The organism is Wenyingzhuangia sp. IMCC45467 (genome assembly GCF_054111205.1).
On the sequence record NZ_CM134196.1, the window covers coordinates 3,307,532 to 3,330,152 of the forward strand.

The window sequence follows — 22,621 nt, forward strand, 5'->3', positions numbered from 1 at the left end:
AAAAAATGAAAAAAATAAAAAATATAATAAGAATTGTTTTTACCATGGCCTTGGTTTTAAGTGTGTTTTCTTGTTCTAAAGATGATGAATACTTAAAGTATATAGAGGGTGGTGAAATATCATACACGGGTAAAATAGATTCTTTAGAAATTTTTCCAGGTAAAAACAGAGTGAAGTTAAAAGGATTAATTATATCAGACCCTAAAGTTAATGAGGTAAGAGTGTATTGGAATACCTATAAAGACTCTATTAGTATTCCTATTAATAGAACAGAGGGAGTTGATGAGGTAGAATACATTATAGATAATTTAGCTGAAAATATTTATAATTTTACTGTAAGAACTTTTGATGACAAAGGAAATACTTCTATTCCTGTAACCGAAACTCAAGAAGTTTTTGGGAATCGTTTTCAGGAGTCTATTTTTAACAGACCGTTGGTTTCAAATATATTGGTGAATTCAGATTTAGAAATCAATTTTGCAGAAATGGATTTGAGTTCTGGTGTTATAGGATCTTATATTGAATATACAAACAATGCCGATGAATTAATAACAGAGTTTGTAGAAATAGGTGCTGATGGTTTAACTATTAATGATTTTAAGAGTGGTTCTACTTATCGTTATAGGTCAGCTTTTGTTCCAAGTTCTCAGGAAGTTAAAAGTATAGATACTTTTTATACAGATTATGAAAATGTAAAACCTATTCCAACTCCAATTTTAAAAAATGCAGCAGTTCCTTTTATAGCAACTGCAACTGATGGAGGTAGATGGGGAAACTTAGCTGACTGGATTACTAACGATGCTGCAAAAAACCACGGTGGTTATGGTGGTTGGGATGAATGGAATGGTAATATTTTTAATTTAGAGTCTGGTTGGGGATCTCCTGGGATTACAAATGGTAAAGTATATCAGGTGTTAAATGATGTTTTACCAGCTAAATATCAATTAAAAGTTACATTAAGAGATACAAATCATGATATTGCTGATGTTGGAGGTGCACATTTTGTAATAGCAATAGGAGATGGATTACCTGATGTAGATAATATTGCCACAGCAACAGAGGTGATTGGGACTAAGAGAGTTTTAGTAACTTCTAGTTTAAATTATGTTGTCGATTTTACTGTGGATCAAATTTCAGATATTTCAGTAGGTCTTGCATCAACACAAGCTGATGGTGACCCAGGGCGTTTTTGTAATATTATATCATGGGAAATAGCTGTAGTATTAGAATAGTTTTGTTGTTTTAATAAGTGTAAAAGAGAAGAAAATTTTAAATATTTTCTTCTCTTTTTTAATCTAAAAATCTATGAAAAAAATATACTTATTTGTTTATTGTTGTTTTTTAATACTGTCGTGCTCATCTTCTTCGGCAAAAGAAATAATAGTAGAAGAAGAAATAGAAAATGAAGTAGATTTGGCTACTTTAAAAACAAACGAAGCCGAAGAAATAGCAGTGTTTAAAGCTGTGATTTGGGGAGAGGTTACGCATCATGGTGGAGCTAGTGTTACCGAAAGAGGAGTTTGCTATAGCACTACCCCAAGTCCTACTTACGAAGGAGATAAAGAAACTCCAATATTATTAAAAGCTAGTGGAATATTTAAGGTAAATCTATCTAATTTACAAGGAGGAACTACCTATTATGCCAGAGCGTATGCTGTAAATTCTAAAGGAGTAAATTATGGTAATCAGGTTAGTTTTACTACGCTTTCACCCGCTTTTCCATTGGTACATATTCATAACGTTAAAGTAGCAGCTGCTCACGATCTTTTTATACAGGTTCAGTTAGAAGAAGGGGATTTAGAAATAAAAGAACAAGGAGTGGTGTATGCAACCAAAACCCGGCCATCAATTTCAGATCAACAATTGATTCATGAGTCTGTTAGTCAGTCTTATTTACAACGAATGACTAAATTAATACCACAAACAATGTATTATATAAGGCCTTATGTAATTACGGTAAATGATGATGTTTTGTATGGTGAAGAGGTGAGTATGCAAACTATTAAGCCAGGAAATTTCACATATTCTTTTCATCCGAATGATGCAGATGAAGTTACTAAAAATCGTATCATAACTGCTTTTGATGAAGCAATTGCTTATTATAACAATTTTACATCTATTGAAAAACACGTTACTGTAAATTACTCTCCTGGAACTCCAACTGCCGATGCTAATTTTGATGGTTGGATTAATATGGGAGCAAATGCATCGTACCAAAGAACCGGAACGGCAATGCATGAAATGGCTCATGCAGTGGGAGTAGGGACACATTGGAAATATTATGATGATTTAATGCAAGGAACTTGGAAAGGTGAACGTGCCAATCAAATTTTAAAAATGCTTACAGGCGATATTAGTCAGGTTGTTAAAGGAGATGGTACACATTTTTGGCCTTATGGAATTAACGGAGCTCATGAAGATACAGGTAGTGATGAATTGTACATGATTCATGCATTAATCATTCAAGGAATGAAAGCAGATGGATTGCCTAGTAACTAACTCCATGTTTTTGAATTATAAATCCATAAGTTTAGAAGTTAAAAAAAATAGTTTTACACTACTTGCAAATCTTATAAAAGAATAGATACATAGAATAAATAATTTTATAAATGTTATATTTACACTTTAGGTAAGTCGGAAAGAAAATCAGCTATTAGAAATACAATTATATATTTAAATCAAATGAAGAAACCAAAAAGAATATCTATAAAAGCTTTAGTTGCTTTCATGTTATTGTTAAGTATTGTTGCTTGTAAAACAACATCAAAAACTACTGCTCAAAAAGAACAAAAATACAGTCATTATTTGTTTACCTATTTTACAGGAAATACTGGAGATGAGGAGGCAATTAGATATGCAATTAGTAAAGACGGGTATAGTTTTCAAGCTTTAAATAATAATCAACCCATTATTAGTTCCAAAGAAATTAGTTCTACAGGTGGGGTTAGAGATCCACATATTTTAAGAGGAGCCGATGGTAAAACATTTTATATGGTGGTTACAGATATGGTTTCTGCTAACGGATGGAGTTCAAACAGAGCGATGGTGTTAATGAAATCTACAGATTTAATCAATTGGACATCAACAGTAATCAACATTCCAAAAACGTACCCTAAAGAATTTGGAGATGTAGTACGTGTGTGGGCACCACAAACTATTTACGATGAAAAAACAAATCAGTATATGGTTTACTGGTCTATGTTAGGAAGTAAAGGTCCAGATATTATTTATTATGCCTACGCAAATAAAGACTTTACAGGTTTAGCAACCACTCCAAAACAATTGTTTTATAGTCCTACAAATAGCGCTTGTATAGATGGAGACATTGTTTTCAAAAATGGAAAATATCATTTGTTTTTTAAGAATGAAAGTCATGGTGGTGGAATTAAAAAAGCAATTTCAGGTAACTTAACCCAAGGATATGTACAGCAAGAAGGTTTTTACGATCAAACAGATGCGGCTGTAGAAGGTTCAGGAATTTTTAAATTGATAGATTCAGATGAATATATTTTAATGTATGATATGTATTCATCAGGAAAATATCAGTTTACCAAAACCAAAGATTTAGAAAATTTTGCAGTTATTGATGAAGCTGTTTCTATGAATTTTCATCCAAGACACGGAACGGTTATTAGAATTACCGAAGCAGAAACACAAGCATTGATAAATAAATGGGGAGGAATTAATAAAAGTTCTTTTTTAAGTTTTAATGCAAAAGAAGTTAAAAAGAACAATGTTGTGTTTAATGATGAAGAGAATACTATTTACATTCCTGTAAAAGCAGATACAAATATTAAGAGTTTTGATCCACAAATAAAAACAGTTTCATGGGCAACAATCTTAAATTTTGGAGCTCAAGATTTTTCTAAAGGAGCAGTCGATTATATTGTTTCAACAGGAGAAATACAAAAAACATATAAAGTAACGGTAAGTGTAGATAATAATCCTGTATTAGATGGTTATTATGCCGATCCAGAAATTATCTACTCACACAAAGACAAGAAATATTATCTATATCCAACAAGTGATGGATTTACGGGATGGTCTGGAACATATTTTAAAACATTTTCATCACCAGATTTGGTACATTGGACAGATGAGGGAGTTATTTTAGATTTAAAAAAAGATGTAAGTTGGGCAGATAGAAATGCTTGGGCTCCTGCAGCAATAGAAAAAAAGATAAACGGAAAGTATCAATATTTTTATTATTTCACGGCAGCTCAAAAAATTGGAGTAGCGGTGTCCGATGAACCTACAGGGCCTTTTGTAGATTCTGGAAAACCACTAGTTGCAAAAAGACCTGAAGGAACAAGAGGAGGTCAAGAAATAGATCCAGATATTTTTACCGATCCAGTATCAGGAAAAAGTTATCTGTATTGGGGGAATGGTCATATGGCTTGCGTTGAGTTAAATGATGATATGATTTCTATCAAGCCAAACTCATTGGTGTTACTACGTCCAGGGAGAACCTTTAGAGAAGGAACAGAAGTGTTTTACAGAAATGGAACGTATTATTTTTTATGGTCAGAAGACGATACTAGAAGTCCTAATTATAGAGTAAGATATGCTACATCTAAAAGTCCAACAGGACCTTTAGAAATTCCAGAAAATAATATTGTAATAGAAAAAAGACCAGAAAACGGAATTTATGGTACAGGGCACAATAGTGTTATTCAAACTCCAGGAACCGATACTTGGCATATTGTTTATCATCGTTTTACTCGTCCTAACGGAATAGAAATGGGAAGAGCAGCAGGATACAATAGAGAGGTTTGTATTGATAAAATGGAGTTTAATGCCGATGGAAGTATCAAACCCGTGACTCCAACTTTGTAAGTATTTCTCTAAAAATAAAATAAGCTTCAATATTTGTAAAATATTGGCAATGATAAATTAACTATTAAAACTATAAATCTTGAGAAAAAACAAATCACACCTATTTACATATTTTATAGCTCTTGTTATAATAGCAACTTTATTTGGATGTAGGTCTATAAAAAAACAAGATGCTGAATCTTTAGTCTACCTAATGACTTACTTTAAAGACAATGATCATAGCTTGCATTTTGCTTTAAGTGCAGATGGATATACTTTTACAGATATCAATAATGGAAAAGCAGTAATTGGAGGTGATACCATTGCAAGTCAAAAAGGAATTAGAGATCCGCATATAACCAAAGGACCAGATGGAGCTTTTTATATAGTGATGACTGACCTCCATATATTTGGAAAAGAAAAAGGACACAGAGAAACACAATGGGAACGCCCTGTAGATAAATATGATTGGGGAAATAATAAAGGTTTTGTAATGATGAAGTCAGAAGACTTAATTCATTGGACACATAGCAATTTTATTTTTAACGATACTTTTGAAAGTTTAAAAGAAATGGGCTGCGCATGGGCTCCACAAACTATTTACGATCCTAAAGAAGATAAAATGATGGTTTATTTTACCATGAGAATAGGACATGGGTTAACCAAAATGTATTATGCTTATGCCAATGATGACTTTACTAAAATAATAACTGAACCAAAAATTTTGTTTGATTATCCTAATGAAAAAGTTCAGGTATTAGATGCTGATATCACTCAAATACCCGATGGTCGTTATTGTATGACTTATGTAGCTCAAGAGAGACCAGGCGGAATTAAAATTGCTTTTTCTGATGAAATAAACAAAGGATATAAATACGATCCTAAATGGATAGATTTTGAACCAGGTTCCTGCGAAGCTCCAAATATGTGGAAACAAAACGGTACAGACAAATGGGTGCTAATGTATGATATATTTAGTGTTCATCCTCATAATTTTGGATTTGTAGAAACTACTGATTTTATCAATTTTAAAAACTTAGGACACTTTAATGAAGGAGTAATGAAAACTACAAACTTTACTTCTCCAAAGCATGGAGCTGTTATTTCTATTTCTAAAAAACAAGCTTTAAAACTAGCTAAGCATTGGGGAATGAATTTCTCTATTAACAAATAAGAAATAAAATTTATGAATAAATATTTTTTAAACACAATGCTTTTTGCTGTTTTGAGTTTTTCATCATTATTTTCTCAAAACAAAAACTTTGAAGGTTATTTATTTGCTTTTTTTGAAGGTAGAGGTCTTGAAAATAAACAAGAACAACTTCGTTTTGCGGTGAGTAATGATGCTATTCATTGGAGTGCTTTAAATAATAATCAACCTATTATTTCTTCTGATAAAATTTCAAGTACAGGAGGTGTTAGAGACCCTCATATTTTAAGAGGAGAAAACCAAGACTTTTATATGGTTGCTACCGATATGAATACTCGTAAAAATGGATGGGATTATAATCCAGGAATTACAATGATGTATTCTAAAAACCTTATAGATTGGAATTCATCTGTAATAGACTTGGAAAAAAGTTATCCTAAAAAGTTTAAAGACATCAAATGGGTATGGGCTCCACAAACTATTTATGATCCTGAAGTAAAAAAGTATTTAGTTTATTTTACGATCCGATTTAATTACAATCAAAAATTAGATTTTTACGCTGCTTATGCTAATGAAGATTTTACAGGTTTTGAAAACACACCTACTTTATTGTATAGTGCTAAAGATGGAGCAATTGATGGGGATATTATTTATAAAGACGGAATTTATCATTTGTTCTACAAAGGAAACACTAAAGATGAACAAGGTAAAGAAGTAAAGAATGGAATTAAACAAGCCACTAGTAAATCTTTACAAGGTCCTTGGAAAGAAAGTTTTGAGTATATAGACTCTTATGCAAATCAAAAAACAACAGTTGAAGGTTCTTCTATTTTTAAATTAAACAATTCTGATGAATACATATTAATGTATGATTTATATTCTAGCGGAAGGTATGAATTTCAACGCACCAAAGATTTGTATAATTTTACTGAAAAACCAGAATCTTTTACCAAAGATTTTTTTCCAAGACATGGGAGTGTTATCGGAATTACTCGTAAAGAAGCACAAAGACTTAACAAAAAATGGGGAGGGGTTCCTAAAGAACTATTAAAAGAAGCAAGCTTTGCTTTCAAATCAAAAGGAAATCCAATTATTACACATAAATATACTGCCGATCCTGCTGCTATTGTGGTAGATAAAACTTTATGGCTATATACAGGGCATGATTTTGCTGGAGGGCAAAAAGGGTATAAAATGAAAAATTGGTGTGTTTTCTCTACAAATGATATGAAAAATTGGACAGAACATCCTACTCCACTTAATATCACGGATTTTTCTTGGGCAAAAAGTGGAGATGCTTATGCAGGTCATGTTATTGAAAAAAACGGAAAATATTATTGGTACATTAGTACTAATTGGACAGGTATTGGAGTAGCGGTTGCAAACAATCCTCAAGGACCTTTTAAAGATGCTTTAGGAAAACCGTTGTTAACCAATAAAGATTGTTTTGCTTCAATCCATTCATGGGCTTGTATAGATCCTGCTATTTATACGGATGATGATGGACAAAGTTGGATTTTTTGGGGGAACAGAGAATGTTATTATGCCAAATTAAAAGATAATATGGTAGAAATTGATGGTGAAATAAAACAAATTAATTTTGAAGGTTTTGATTTTACAGAAGCCCCTTGGGTGCATAAATATAAAGGAAAATACTACCTAAGTTATGCAACAGGTTTTCCTGAAAAAATAGCCTATGCTATGGCAGACAATATTGAAGGGCCTTATGAGTATAAAGGAATTTTAAATGAAATAGCTGGAAATAGCAATACCAATCACCAAGCAATAGTAGCGTTTAAAGGAGAATCATATTTTATATATCACAATGGAGCCATGCAAACTAAAGGAAGCAGTTACAGTAGATCTGTTTGTATTGATAAGTTAGAGTATAATAGAAATGGAACTATTAAACCTATAGTAATGACTACTAAAGGGATTCAGTAATATTTGTTTCTATGTTTTTGACTGATTTGTGCATATAAATTCACAAAAGTGATGTTACATTTATCATTGTAAAATTATAAAGTATGAACTATTTAAAAAAATATGCTTCTTTAGGGGCGGTTTGTTTTGCTGTTGCATTATTGTTTTCTTGTAAAAATCAGCAAGTTGTTGAGGTTAAAAATCCTATGGTAAAAGGAGATTTTGCCGATCCGTCTATTGTAAAATTTCAAGGTAAATATTATATATATGCAACCAAAGATCCATGGGGAGGAACAGATTTGGCAGTGATGGAATCTTCAGATTTTAAAAATTGGGAGCAAAAAACTATCAATTGGCCTACCAAACAAGCATGTACCAGTGCTACGTCTAACGATAGTAATGTTTGGGCTCCATCCGTAATACAAGCAAATAATGGTAAGTTTTACATGTATGTTTCTGTAGGGAGTGAAGTGTGGGTAGGAGTAAGTGAACATCCTTTAGGACCTTGGAAAAATGCTAAATCAGATAATACCCCATTAATTAAAGGTGATATGTTTCCTGAATACCATATGATAGATGCTGAGGTTTTTATAGATGATGATGGACAAGCTTATTTGTATTGGGGGTCTGGATTAAAATGGGTTAACGGTCATTGTTTTGTTGTAAAATTAGCCGAGGACATGATAAGTTTTAATGCAGATGAAATACAAGATATTACTCCTCCAAATTATTTTGAAGCACCTATCATGTTAAAAAAAGAGGGAGTGTATTATTTAATGTATTCTGATGGAAAATGTACCAATGAAACTTACAAAGTTAGGTACGCTACAGGAACCACTCCTTACGGACCTTGGAAAGAAGGAAAGGAGAGTCCTGTTTTAACAACCAGTCCAGACAAAAGTACCATGGGACCAGGACATCATACTGTTTTTAATCAAAGTGGGCAGACGTATATTTTGTATCATAGAATCCAAAAAAACAACAATAAAGATCACAGCGATTTGTTAAGAGAGTTGGCTATAGACAGTTTAAATTTTAATGAGCAAGGTGGTATAGACAAAGTTCGATTAAATGGAGTGAAAATAAGTTTGTAACAAACAAACCTGTTTTTTTGAAATATTTTCAAAAGGGAATCTTTTATCAGTATAAGATTCCCTTTTTTTATAATAATTAGATGCAAATAATTAAAAATCTAGTCTTCTTTATTTTGAGATGTTACTATATAAGTGTAAATTACACACCTGTGAAAGAAGTGCATAAAAATGAAACAATTAATAAAAACACTCGTACTGATTTTGACCCTTGTGTTGTCAGTTGCTTGTAATACCAAAAAAGAAACATCTGTAGAAAGAAAACAGTTGTTTGATTTTAACTGGAAATTTTCTACGGGGAACTCTTTGTATGCTCACCTTGAGAATTTTGATGATCAACATTGGAAAGAAATAAATTTACCTCACGATTGGAGTATTCAGGGAGCATCGGCAAAAAGTAATCCTAGCCAAGGAGACGGAGGTTTTTATCCGATGGGAACTGGTTGGTACCGAAAAAAGTTTACGGTGCCACAAAACTATCAAGGTAAAAAAGTAAGTCTTTATTTTGAAGGTGTGTATATGAATGCTGAAGTATATGTAAATGAAAAAAGCATAGGAAGACAAGCATATGGTTATACGTCTTTTGAGTTTGATATGGCTCCTTATTTAAAATACGGAGAAGAAAATACCATTGCTGTAAGAGTCGATAATTCCAAACAAAAAAACAGTCGATGGTATAGCGGTTCCGGAATTTATCGTCATGTTTGGCTAAAAGTAAAAAATCCTATTCATGTAAAAACATGGGGAGTAGCCATTACTACAGAAGAGGTGAGTAATAAAAGTGCGAAAATTAATGTAACAACAACGCTTAAAAATGATACAAAAGAATTACAAGAGTTAACATTAATTACAAAAATTTACAATAAAAAAGAATTCAGTGAAGCTGATAGAGTAGTGGCCAATGGACATGGAATGTATGTTGAGTTAAAAGCGGGAGAAGAAAAAGAAGTAACCTATTCAATAGAAACTTCTAAACCGATGTTATGGTCTGTTGAAAAGCCAAATTTATACGAAGCAAACATTGCTGTTTACAAAGTAGGCAATAAAGAAAAGAACCTTCCTGAAGATGTTGTTACAAAAACGTTTGGAATTAGAACCATTGACTTTAGTACAAAGGATGGTTTTTTATTAAATGGAAAAAAAATACTTTTAAACGGAGGTTGTGTTCATCATGATAACGGAGCTTTAGGTGCTGCGGCTTACGATAGAGCCGAAGAAAGAAAAGTAGAGCTACTTAAAAAAGCAGGGTTTAATGCTGTAAGAACTTCACACAATCCTCCTTCCGAAGCTTTTCTAAATGCATGTGATCAATTAGGAATGTTAGTAATTGATGAAGCATTCGATGGTTGGAAAGCAAGTAAAACTCCCCATGATTATGCCTCACTTTTTGACAAGCATTGGAAACACGATTTAGAGTCCATGGTTATAAGAGATCGTAATCATCCTTCTATTATTATGTGGAGTATTGGGAATGAAATTATAGAGCGAACAAAACCAGAAGCTGTTGAAACAGCAAAAATGTTAGCAAATGCAGTTCGCCATTTAGATACTACCCGTCCCGTAACTTCTGCAATGACAACTTGGGGACAAGGTTGGGAAATTTTTGACCCTTTAATGGCTCAACACGATGTTGCAGGATATAATTATCAATTACACAGAGCTGAATCAGATCATCAAAGAGTTCCTTCTCGTATCATTGTTCAAACAGAATCCTATCCAAAAGATGCTTTTGAAAATTGGAATTTAGTGCAAAAACACAATTATGTTATTGGTGATTTTGTATGGACAGCCATGGATTATATTGGAGAATCTGGAATTGGTCGTTATGTTTATCCAGGGGAACCTAAAGGAGAACATTGGGAAGGGAATTTATTTCCTTGGCATGGGGCATATTGTGGAGATATTGATTTAATGGGATGGAGAAAACCTATTTCACATTATAGAAGTATGCTTTATAATACCAATGAAAAACTATACATGGCGGTCAAAGAACCAAATCCTTCTCATGGCCCAATAACTTTAACTTCTTGGGCTGTGTGGCCAACTTGGGAAAGCTGGACATGGCCAGGCTATGAAGGAAAAGAAATAGAAGTGGAGCTATATTCAAAATATCCAAAAGTACGATTGTATGTGAATGGAAAATCGGTTGGAGATAAAGAAACAATCATAGCTCAAAAGTTTAAGGCTGTGTATAAAATTCCGTATACCAAAGGAGAAATTAAAGCTGTTGGATTAGTAAACAACAAAGAAGTTGAAACAGTTGTTTTACAAACAGCTAAAGAAACAAAACAAATAAAATTAATCGCAGATCGTAATGAGATAAAAGCAAACGGACAAGATTTATCTTTTGTTACAGTCCATTTAACCGATGCTGAAGGGATTGTTAATCCCAATGCAGAAAATGAATTAACTTTTAAAATATCTGGTCAAGGGGAAATTGTAGCTGTAGATAATGCCAATTTAAAAGATACAGATTTATATGTTGCTAACAAAAGAAAAGCATGGAAAGGGAAAGCGATGGTGGTTGTAAAAAGCACACAACAATCAGGGGATATTTTACTAGAGGTAAGTGCTCCTAATTTAAAAAGTCAAAAAATAAAGATAAGCTCTAAATAGTATTGTAGAGATAGGTAATTAAAAATGTCCTTATTATATTTATAGACGAACTAACTATTTTAGAAACAAGGGGAATGAATTTTAAAAATTATGTGGTGCTAGTGATGCTTTTAATAAGCATGGGGGGAAAATCACTACAAGCACAAACCTTTCAGCATGTAGAAGAATATGCAGGCTTGGGGAATGCTGAAGAGAACAATGGAGCAGCCGTTGCAGATTACGATCAAGATGGGGATTTAGATTTGTTTGTAGTTGCAAAAGCTCAAGATGTAGAAGGGCTAAACGTTACAGCCAGTAAATTGTTTAAAAATAATAACGACGGAACTTTTACCGATGTCACACAAACATCAGGATTGGTTAATTTGTTTCCCGAAGGAGAAACAGGAGAAATTTCCGAAGCGTTAACAGGCTATAAATTTGGTGCTTTTTGGGGAGATTATGACAATGATGGTTTTCCAGATTTGTTTATGACTCACACCAACAAATTGCAATTGTTTCGCAACCAACAAAATGGAACTTTTGTAGAGGTAACCGAAGCAGCAGGATTTCCAAAATATAACGGTTGCATTAATACCGATGCTACTTGGTTTGATTATAACAACGATGGTTTTTTAGATATTTATGTTTCCGATTGGGATGGAGATTGTGAGGGAAATCGTTTGTATAAAAACAATGGAAACGGAACTTTTTCCAATGTAAGTCACTTGTTTCCAAACATGCCCAGTGCACATTCTTATCAAAGTATTCCTATGGATATCAATGGTGATGGTTGGATGGACTTATACTTGTTGAATGATTTTCCGATTGATCAAAACGGAGCGAATAATTTATTCATCAATCACAACGGGACGTCTTTTACAGAAGAGGCAGCAGCCTATCATTTAGACATCGCCAGAGGAGACATGGGAGGTGCTTTAGGAGATTATAACAACGATGGTGTTTTTGATATTTATGTAGCCACCATTGGTAACAATGCTTTGTTTGAAAAACAACCAGACAACACGTATAAAGATATGTCTAGAACCTATAATATTTACGATGCAGGTTGGGCATGGGGAGTGACCTTCTCTGATTTTGATTTGGATAGAGATGAAGATATTTATGTGGTTAATGGTTTTGATTATCCCAATGCAGGTTTGGGAAATAATATTTATTTCGAAAATATTAGCACAAGTGCTCAAAGCGGATTTGTAAATAGCTCTGATAAAACAAATTTGGGGGAAATTACCATCAGTGTTTCACAAGCAGTTTTTGATTTTGATAACGATGGGGATTTAGATGTATTTATTAGCAATAATGACAAAACATCGTATTTGTATGAAAATAAATTGATTGATCATCAGAATAAAAATGAAGTACATCCCAATTGGTTAAAAATAAAATTAGAAGGAACTAGTTCTAACAAAAATGCCATCGGAACAAAAATAGAAGTAAAAACCACAAGCGGTTCGTTGCATAGATTTTATACAGGAAAAAACTTTATTTCTCAAAGTTTACAAAATGTGCACTTTGGTTTGGGGGCTGATGATGAAGTGTTAGAACTTATTGTTACTTGGCCAATGGGTACGGTAGAAACCTATACAAATTTAGCAACCAACAAAACTTTTTTGGTAAAAGAAGGAACAGGAATTAGTGAGGTAGCTGCATCACCTGTCACTAAAATTTATGGGTGTATGGATCCAAAATCTTGTAATTACAATCCCAATGCTACTATTAGTGATGGAAATTGTGTATATATAGAAGCATCAGATATTGATGGAGCTAGTAATGTAACTCAAAACCATATAGAAGTGTATTCTTATCCATTATCAGAAAATTCTTCACTGCGTTGGAGTATTTTAGGAGGAGAAATTTTGGGAGATGCTACAGGAGGAGTCATAACCGTAAAATGGGGAGCTTCTACAAACGGAGTTCTAAAAGTGATTGAATCTAATCAATATTGTGAGAGTTTACCAAAAGAAAAGGCAATCACTATTCATAAAGAAGAGGTTACCCAAACAGCACCACATTCCATTGCTAGAATTTGGAATGAAACTTTGTTATCATTAATCAGAAAAGATTATGCAAGACCTACGGTTCACGCTCGTAATTTATTTCACACCAGTATTGCCATGTACGATGCTTGGGCGGTATACGAGGCTAGTGCTAAAACCTATTTGTTAGGAAATACCTTACATGGTTTTACTTGTGATTTTGATGGCTTTACCACTACTGAAAAGATTGATGATGCCAGAAAAAAAACAATAAGTTATGCCATGTACACCTTATTGTCTCACCGTTTTGCTCATGCTCCAAATCCTGAACTCACTCAGTCTATTATAGAAGCCACCATGACGGAATTGGGGTATGATAGTAGTATAACCGATGAAGATTATACAACAGGAAGTGCCGTTGCTTTAGGAAATTATATTGCAAATCAAATCATTCAATATGGGTTTCAAGATGGAGCTAATGAAGAAAATTTGTATCAAAATAAGTTTTATCAACCTGTTAACAATTCTTTAGATTTATCAAACCCAAGAAGTTTAGAAAACATCAACCCTAACCGTTGGCAACCATTGAGTTTTAATACGTTTATAGATCAGAGTGGGAATGTAATTGGTGGAGTAACTCCAGGATTTTTAAGTCCAGAATGGGGAAGTGTACACCCTTTTGCATTGAAAGAGGAAGATAAAAAAACGTTTTATAGGTTAGGAGATGAGTATATAGTTTATCACGATCCAGGAACACCACCAATTATAGAAGATTACAATTATAAATGGGCATTTTCTTTGGTGAGTAAATGGGGAGCACATTTAGATGCTCATGATGGAGTACAATGGGATATTTCTCCAAAAGCTATGGGGAATATTCAATTAGAAGAATTGCCTAAAAGTTTTTCAGAATATCCATCTTTTTATAAAGAAATTAAAGGAGGTGATATAGGAGAAGGGAGAATTATAAATCCAAGAACCAATACATCTTATGCAGAACAATGGGTGCCTAGGGGAGATTATACCAGAGTGTTGGCAGAATTTTGGGCAGATGGTCCAGATTCTGAAACGCCACCAGGACATTGGTTTACCATTTTAAACCATGTAAACGATCATCCGTTGTTGGTAAAAAAACTAAATGGGCAAGGATCTGTATTGTCTGATTTAGAATGGGATGTAAAAGCATATTTTACTTTAGGTGGAGCCATGCACGATGCAGCCATTACTGCTTGGGGAGTAAAAGGATGGTATGATTATATAAGGCCGATATCTGCCATTCGTTATATGGCTGAAATGGGGCAAAGTTCCGATTCTTCTTTACCAAATTATCATCAAGATGGAATTCCACTAAAAGAAGGGTTGATTGAACTTATTAAAGAAGGAGATCCTTTAGCAGGGTTTCATAATATTAATGTTGGTAAAGTAAAAGTATTTTCTTGGAGAGGTCATGATTTTATTGAAAATCCAGAAGTGGATGAGGCAGGTGTTGGATGGATTTTAGCCAAAGATTGGTGGCCATACCAAAGACCTACTTTTGTAACTCCTCCTTTTGCTGGATATGTTTCTGGTCATTCTACCTATTCTAGGGCAGCTGCTGAAATTATGACTTGGTTAACTGGTGATGAGTATTTTCCTGGTGGGTATGGAGAGTTTATTGCTAAAAAGAATGAGTTTTTAGTGTTTGAAGAAGGCCCGTCTGTAGATGTAAAATTACAATGGGCAACTTATAGAGATGCTTCGGATCAATGTAGTTTGTCAAGAATATGGGGTGGAATTCATCCTCCTTTAGATGATGTTCCTGGAAGGTTTATGGGAAAAAAAATTGGAGATGATGCTTTTGCCTATGCAACTAGCTTTTTTACTAAGAAAGCAATAGATGGTAATACACCTATAGGAATTAGTCCTAACCCAATTAATTTAGCAGATTCACGTGAAATAGTTGTAGAAAATGTATTGGAAAATAGCTCAATTTATCTGTGTAATGTAAATGGAAAAATAATAGATGTTTTACAAAAAACATATCAGTCAAGAAATCAAACATATACCTTGTTGCTTCCTCAGTATATGGAAGCAGGAATTTATGTATTGAAAATAAACAATCAATCAAAAAAAATAATCATACTATAAACTTAACATGATAAAATTTTCAATAAAGCATACAGTATTAGTTGTTTGTATGTTACTAGCTACGGGAAAAGTTATAGGGCAAAAATTAAAAAGTTTTCCATTAACAGCAGTAAGGTTGTTAGATAGTCCTTTTAAAGAAGCCGAACAAACAGATATTCATTATTTATTAGCGATAGATCCAGATAGATTATTAGCACCCTATTTAAGAGAGGCGGGATTACAACCTAAAAAAGAATCTTACGGAAATTGGGAAAATACAGGGTTAGACGGTCACATTGGTGGACATTATATAACAGCATTGTCTTTAATGTACGCATCTACAGGAAATCAAGAAATTTTAGATCGTCTTAATTATATGGTTGATGAGTTAAATGCTTGTCAGAAAAAAACTGGAAATGGGTATGTTGGTGGAATTCCAGGAGGCTTAAACATGTGGAATGAAATTGCCAAAGGAAGTATAAAAGCAGGATTATTTTCTTTAAATAACAAATGGGTTCCTATTTATAATATTCATAAAACTTTTGCAGGGTTAAGAGATGCTTGGTTGATAGCAGGAAATGAAACAGCTAAAAAAATGTTTATTGATTTGGTAGATTGGTTTGTAGGGGTTACATCAAATCTTTCAGATGCTCAAATTCAAGAAATTTTAATTAGCGAACACGGAGGAATTAACGAAGTTTTTGCAGATGCTTATGATATTACAGGAAATGAAAAATATTTAACATTGGCCAAAAGATTGTCTGATGAAAGCATTTTAAATCCTTTGTTAAAACAAGAAAATAAGTTGGTAGGAAAACATGCCAATACTCAAATACCAAAAGTGATTGGGTACGAACGCATTGCTGAATTATCGGGAGAGCAAGATTGGGAAAAAGCTTCTAATTTCTTTTGGAATACAGTGGTTGATGAATGGACAGTTTCTATTGGAGGAAATAGTGTTAGAGAACATTTTCATGATCCTGAAAACTTTAATTCTATGCTAGATAGTAAAGAAGGACCCGAAACTTGTAATACTTACAATATGTTAAAGTTGACTAAAATGTTACAAGCACATCACCCTTCTGAAAAATATATGCATTTTTATGAAAGAGCGTTGTATAATCATATTTTATCATCGCAACATCCAGGTGATAAAGGTGGTTTTGTGTATTTTACTCCTATGAGACCAAGGCACTACAGAGTGTATTCGCAAGCACAACAAGGGTTTTGGTGTTGTGTGGGTTCAGGAATGGAAAATCATGCCAAATACGGAGAGTTTATTTATGCTTATGATAATGAAGATGTATATGTAAATTTATTTATTCCATCAACACTTAGTTGGGTAGAAGAGGGGGTTAAAATTACTCAAGGGAATGATTTTCCATATGTTGAAGAAACGAGTTTAAAAATCAAATTAAATAAAAGAAGTAAAAAATTTGGTATTTATATTCGTAAACCAGATTGGGTAATTGAAAATGGTTTTGAAGTAAAAGTGAATGATGAAAAAGTAGAGGCAGAAGATTTAAATAATGGTTATGTGCTTTTAAAGAGAAGATGGAGATCGGGAGATATTATAAATATTTCACTTCCGATGAAAACTGTTGTAGAAAATATGCCTGATGGTTCTCCTTGGGTTTCATTTGTTCATGGACCAATTGTTTTAGGGGCTAAAACAGACACCACAAATTTAAAAGGATTGTTTGCTGATGATAGCAGAATGGGGCATATTGCTAATGGGGCACTTTATCCTATTGATGAGGCTCCTATGTTGGTTGCAAATAATAACAATAGTTTGGTGAAAAATTTAGTTCCTGTAAAAGGAAAACCGTTGCATTATAATATCAAAAATTTAATTAAAAACGAAAAGTATAAAAATATTGAATTGCAACCATTCTATACCATTCACGATGCACGTTATATGTTATATTGGCCAACAACTACCCAAGAATTGTATCAAGCAAAAAAAGAAAAATTACGAAACGAAGAAGCTAATAAGTTAGCACTTGAATTACAAACTATAGATCAGATAGCTTTGGGAGAACAACAACCCGAATCGGATCATGGGTTTAAAGGAGAAAAAACCAAAGCAGGTGAAATAAATAATTTACATTGGAGAAGTACTACAGCTTGGTTTAGTTATTATTTAAAGAACCCTGAAAAGAATGCGAGAATTCTTAGAGTTACATATTCAAACTTAGAAGACAATAATATAAATTTTGAAATGTTATTAAATGGACAAAATTTATCTCTAGTTAAAACAGAAAAAAATAAAGAAAATTTAAATTTAAGCGTAATAGATTATTTGGTTCCAAAAGAGATTAGCATTCAAAAACAATTACAAATTAAGTTTAATGCTAAAAATAAGCTATCAACACCTAAGGTTTTTTATATCAGGCTTTTAAAGTAAAAGTGTAATGAAGAATTTGTTTTTTTTATGAAAAACCCCATTCTTTATTATGATATTCTCCCCTTTGTATTGGTTAAAATATCTTTTTCTTTGTGAACAGTATTGATAAAATAATATCATAAAAATTAAAAATAAAATGAATAGAGTTAAACTAGCGTTTTTACTTGTTTTGCTTGGGTTGAGTAAAAGTTTAGTTGCGCAAACAAATGCAAACGAATGGGAAAACCCTGCTGTTTTAGACAGAAACAAAGAAAAACCTCATGCTATATTTGTATTGTATGAAAATGAAAAAGTAGCAGAAAAAAACAATCCAGAATTGTCTAAAAATTATCAGTCTTTAGATGGAACATGGAAGTTTAACGTGGTAAAAAAGCCATCACTTAGACAAAAAGATTTTTATAAGGTAGATTTAAATGATAATGATTGGTCAGATATTATAGTACCATCAAACTGGGAATTACAAGGTTTTGATACTCCTATTTATACAAATGTAAAATATCCGTTTCCTAAAAATGCTCCTTTTATTGATGAAAATTACAATCCTGTAGGAACTTATAGAAGGACTTTTACAGTAGATAAATCATGGAAAGATAAAGAGGTGATATTAAACTTTGGTTCTATTTCTGGATACGCACAAGTGTATCTTAATGGAAAAGAAGTTGGAATGACCAAAGCATCAAAAACACCTGCAGAATTTAATATCACTTCATATTTAAAAGAGGGAGAGAATTTATTAGCCGTACAAGTTTTTAGATGGCATGATGGAAGTTATTTAGAAGATCAGGATTTTTGGAGATTAAGTGGTTTAGAACGTACAGTGTCTTTACAAGCCATTCCTAAAACAACTATTTGGGATTATTTTATAAAAGGAGGTTTGTCTGAAGATTATAAAGATGGAGTTTTAGATTTAAATGTAAAGTTGCGTGACTTTGGAAAACGTAGTTTTAAAAAAGGAGCTGTTCAACTAAAATTATACAATCCTAAAGGAGAACTTGTTTTAAATCTTATAGAAAAAGTAAAGAAAAAAACAACAGAAGTTCATTTTAATGAAGTGGTAAAAAGTGTTGCCCCTTGGAGTGGAGAATATCCTAATTTATATACATATACCATTAGTTTGTTAAATGATAAAGAGAATGTTTTAGGAGTTGTTAATGAAAAATTGGGATTCAGAAAAATTGAAATCAAAAATGCTCAATTAATGGTTAATGGAGAACCTATTTTGGTAAAAGGAGCTAATTTACACGAACATCACGATGTAAAAGGACATACTCCTGATAGAGCTACCATGATTCAAGATATTAAATTGATGAAAGAAAATAACATCAATGCCATTCGTATGAGTCACTATCCTCACGATCCTTATTTATACAAATTGTGTGATTTGTATGGAATGTATGTAGTAGATGAGGCTAATATTGAAACCCATGCTATGGGAGCAGAATTACAAGGTAATTTTAATAAAGAAGTTCACCCAGCTTATTTACCATTATGGGCTCCTGCTCATTTAGACAGAATTGAGCGTATGTTCCAAGCAGATAAAAATGCAACCTCAATTATTATTTGGTCTATGGGGAATGAATGTGGTAACGGACCTGTTTTTTACGAAGCTTATGATTGGCTTAAAGCAAATGACAATACTCGTGTAGTTCAGTTTGAGCAAGCTGGACAAAATAGAGATACAGATATTGTTTGTCCAATGTATCCGGGAATAGACTATATGAAGGAATATGCAGCTTCTGAACAAACCAGACCTTTTATTATGTGTGAATATTCTCATGCCATGGGAAATAGTAATGGAAACTTTAAAGAGTATTGGGATATTATCAATTCAAGCAAACACATGCAAGGTGGATTTATTTGGGATTGGGTAGACCAAGGATTAAAAACCAAAGATGATTATGGAAAAGTTTTTTGGGCTTATGGTGGAGATTTAGGAGGAAAAGATTTACAAAATGACCAAAACTTTTGTGCAAACGGATTGATAAGCGCTAACAGAATACCTCATCCGGCCTTACAGGAAGTTAAAAAAGTACATCAAAATATAGCGTTTAGTTTAAAGGATAATAAGATATTATCAATTGCTAATCATTTTGATTTTACCAATTTAGATCAGTACTATTTTAAGTTTAATGTTACTAAAAATGGACAAAAGGTAATTGACTCTCGTTTTGAAATTTCTTTACAACCAAATGAAACTACTCAAATGGATTTAGGAATTCCTGCTTTGGAAAATGGAGAGTATTTCTTAAATGTTTATGCTTATACCAAAAAAGAGAATCAACTTGTGGCAGCAAATCATGAAGTTGCAAGAGAGCAGTTTAATTTAAATGTTTCAGATTATTTTGAGTTAATATCAGACGATGCATCTTCTCAAAAACTATCCTACAAAGTAAAAAACAAAGTTTTATCATTTAATAATTACAGAATAGAAGGAAAGTTAGATTTAAAGACAGGAAAATTAACATCATATAAATTAAAGCATGCTGATGGATCTCCTATTTTAAATTTACCAAGTCCATATTTTTGGAGAGCTCCAACCGATAATGATTTTGGAAACAAAATGCCACAAAAATTAAAGGCATGGCGTTTTGCAGATAAAACGTTAGAAGTTGTAGATGTTACAGTAGGTAAAATAACAGCTGATGGTTTACCAGTAACTGCAAACTTTATTTTACCAGAATTAAAAGTAAAATACACAATTGATTATTTGATTAAAAATAGTGGAGAAGTACATGTTCAATCCACAATAGATATGAATGGTCAAGAAGTGCCAGAGTTACCTCGTTTTGGTATGCGTTTGGTTTTAGATGGAAATTATGATGAATTAAGTTATTATGGTCGTGGTCCTTGGGAAAATTATAGTGATAGAAATAAATCATCTTTTGTAGGGATTTACAAAGATAAAGTAGCAAATCAATTTACTTGGACATACATTAGACCACAAGAAGCAGGTTACAAAACCGATACTCGTTGGATTACCTTAACCAATAATTCGGGTAGTGGAATTAAAATTGTTGGAGATCAACCGTTAGGATTTAGTGCTTTAAATATTTCTACCGAAGATTTAGATCCTGGAGAATGGAAAGCACAACGTCACCCATCAGATTTAACTGTAGAGAATAAAGTGTTTTTACATGTAGATTTAAAACAAAGAGGTTTAGGTGGAGACAATAGCTGGGGAAGGTATCCACACAGACAATATAGATTACACGATACCAAATATACTTATGGTTACACAATTTCTTTAGAGAGATAAGAACAACATAAGATTGCTATGAAAAAAAGAGGCTGCCTTTTTAGGCAGCCTCTTTTTAATGTATTTTATATGAGTATTATTTAATACTAACTTCTAAAGGAGTGTTAATTTGTTTAGAAAACATATTAAGATAATTTTCCCAGTCTTCTTTATTTTTAAATTGTCCACTTTTTAACCATGCAAAACCAGAATAATAAACAACACTATTATTTTTAACGTTTAGTTTAGCATAAGCATTACTTAGATCTACTTCTTCTGTATCATAAGTTTCATAACTTACAAAAGTGTTTTTAGGGGCAACAATAGCTGTTCCAATTTCAGAATCTGCATGTGGTTGCCAGTAGCTTACCCAACCATTTTCATCATTTCCTGTAACTACACCATCTTTTTCGTGTAAAGTTAACCCAGCAGAAATAGTATTTGTTCCTTCTATAGAGGTCGTAAATTTAGAGAAGTTACTTCCCAAATCTAAACTAACTACTTTAGATTCTTTGATTAAGTTACCACCTGCATCCCAATTTTCGTATTCTAAATAAAAGCTTGTTCTAATAGGACCTGTTGTAATGGTACGATATTTTGTGTAGTTTTTAGATATATAATATGTATCCTCTTTTTTTACAGCAATACCACCAACACCTCTACTAGATCCAACATGAAAGTTATCTAAACCTTCACCATGATCAATATGATAGAAGCCAGGATCTTTGTCGTTTTCAGCATACCATTTGTTAATAATTGGGTATTCTACTTTTTTTAACCAAGCATCAACTCCACTAGAAAGAGTTCCTCCAGGAATATTTTCCTCTATCATTTGCTGAGCTACAGGACCATAAACACGAAAAGCAACCTTGTTGTTTTCCCAAGTATAGTCATCGGTACGTTCAGGAACAAACCTAGAGTAGCAAAGAACTTCGGCCTTAGGTTTTTCCTCTTCAGTGATAGAAACAATTTCATAAGTTTTTTCTGAGTTTGCTGCTATTTTTGGTTGAAATAAAATTTCATCCATAGTACCATCCCCATCATTATCTACAGTTTGGGTAACTTGTAATTCTCCATTTGTATCACGAATTCCTATGGTTGATAAGTCAGTAACGTTTAAAAACTTTTTTGATAATTCTACAGTTTCAAAAGTCTTTTCAAAATTTAAAGTGTTTTTTACCAAGATAGACTTAGTGTTTTCTTTTTGGCTACAAGAGGTAATGATAGTTGCACATAAAGCAGCAGTCATTAATTTGGTGTAATTCATAATTATATAATATTGATAAAATTTATTTTTTAAGAGCA

The 22,621-nt window shown here is 32.7% G+C and carries 11 protein-coding genes; 10 read left to right on the top strand and 1 reads right to left on the bottom strand.

The features are described from left to right. Window positions 1-5 precede the first annotated feature (5 nt). The 10 genes from ACXGQT_RS14085 to ACXGQT_RS14130 all read left to right on the top strand — a co-directional run bounded on the left by ACXGQT_RS14085 (window position 6) and on the right by ACXGQT_RS14130 (window position 21,337). Complete coding sequence (locus tag ACXGQT_RS14085; RefSeq protein WP_457829219.1) at window positions 6-1,232, top strand: DUF4998 domain-containing protein; 1,227 nt, start codon at window positions 6-8, stop codon at window positions 1,230-1,232. A gap of 73 nt (window positions 1,233-1,305) precedes the next feature. Further along, window positions 1,306-2,499, top strand: a complete 1,194-nt coding sequence (locus ACXGQT_RS14090) for a hypothetical protein (protein ID WP_457829220.1) — start codon at window positions 1,306-1,308, stop codon at window positions 2,497-2,499. A 183-nt stretch (window positions 2,500-2,682) separates the two neighbouring features. Further along, window positions 2,683-4,836 carry a family 43 glycosylhydrolase gene (locus tag ACXGQT_RS14095; RefSeq protein WP_457829221.1) on the top strand — a complete coding sequence of 718 codons (2,154 nt, stop codon included), beginning with the start codon at window positions 2,683-2,685 and terminating at the stop codon, window positions 4,834-4,836. 79 nt (window positions 4,837-4,915) lie between these two features. Next, a complete protein-coding gene (locus tag ACXGQT_RS14100) occupies window positions 4,916-5,989 on the top strand; it encodes a glycoside hydrolase family 43 protein (RefSeq protein ID WP_457829222.1) in 1,074 nt (357 codons plus the stop codon). Between the two features lie 12 nt (window positions 5,990-6,001). After that, entirely contained in the window at window positions 6,002-7,909 is a 1,908-nt protein-coding gene (locus ACXGQT_RS14105; RefSeq protein ID WP_457829223.1) for a family 43 glycosylhydrolase, read from the top strand. An 83-nt stretch (window positions 7,910-7,992) separates the two neighbouring features. Next, a complete protein-coding gene (locus ACXGQT_RS14110) occupies window positions 7,993-8,982 on the top strand; it encodes a family 43 glycosylhydrolase (RefSeq protein ID WP_457829224.1) in 990 nt (329 codons plus the stop codon). Between the two features lie 168 nt (window positions 8,983-9,150). Continuing rightward, complete coding sequence (locus tag ACXGQT_RS14115; protein ID WP_457829225.1) at window positions 9,151-11,595, top strand: glycoside hydrolase family 2 TIM barrel-domain containing protein; 2,445 nt, start codon at window positions 9,151-9,153, stop codon at window positions 11,593-11,595. Window positions 11,596-11,669: 74 nt separating this feature from the next. Continuing rightward, entirely contained in the window at window positions 11,670-15,695 is a 4,026-nt protein-coding gene (locus ACXGQT_RS14120) for an FG-GAP-like repeat-containing protein (RefSeq protein WP_457829226.1), read from the top strand. Between the two features lie 7 nt (window positions 15,696-15,702). After that, window positions 15,703-18,081, top strand: coding sequence for a beta-L-arabinofuranosidase domain-containing protein (locus ACXGQT_RS14125; protein ID WP_457829227.1), 2,379 nt, complete (start codon window positions 15,703-15,705; stop codon window positions 18,079-18,081). 136 nt (window positions 18,082-18,217) lie between these two features. Further along, window positions 18,218-21,337, top strand: coding sequence for a glycoside hydrolase family 2 TIM barrel-domain containing protein (locus ACXGQT_RS14130; RefSeq protein WP_457829228.1), 3,120 nt, complete (start codon window positions 18,218-18,220; stop codon window positions 21,335-21,337). Window positions 21,338-21,413: 76 nt separating this feature from the next. Here ACXGQT_RS14130 and ACXGQT_RS14135 read toward each other — a convergent pair whose 3' ends face one another. Continuing rightward, window positions 21,414-22,583: a DUF4861 domain-containing protein gene (locus ACXGQT_RS14135; RefSeq protein WP_457829229.1), complete on the bottom strand. Its 1,170-nt coding sequence runs from the start codon at window positions 22,581-22,583 to the stop codon at window positions 21,414-21,416. Between the last annotated feature and the right edge of the window lie 38 nt (window positions 22,584-22,621).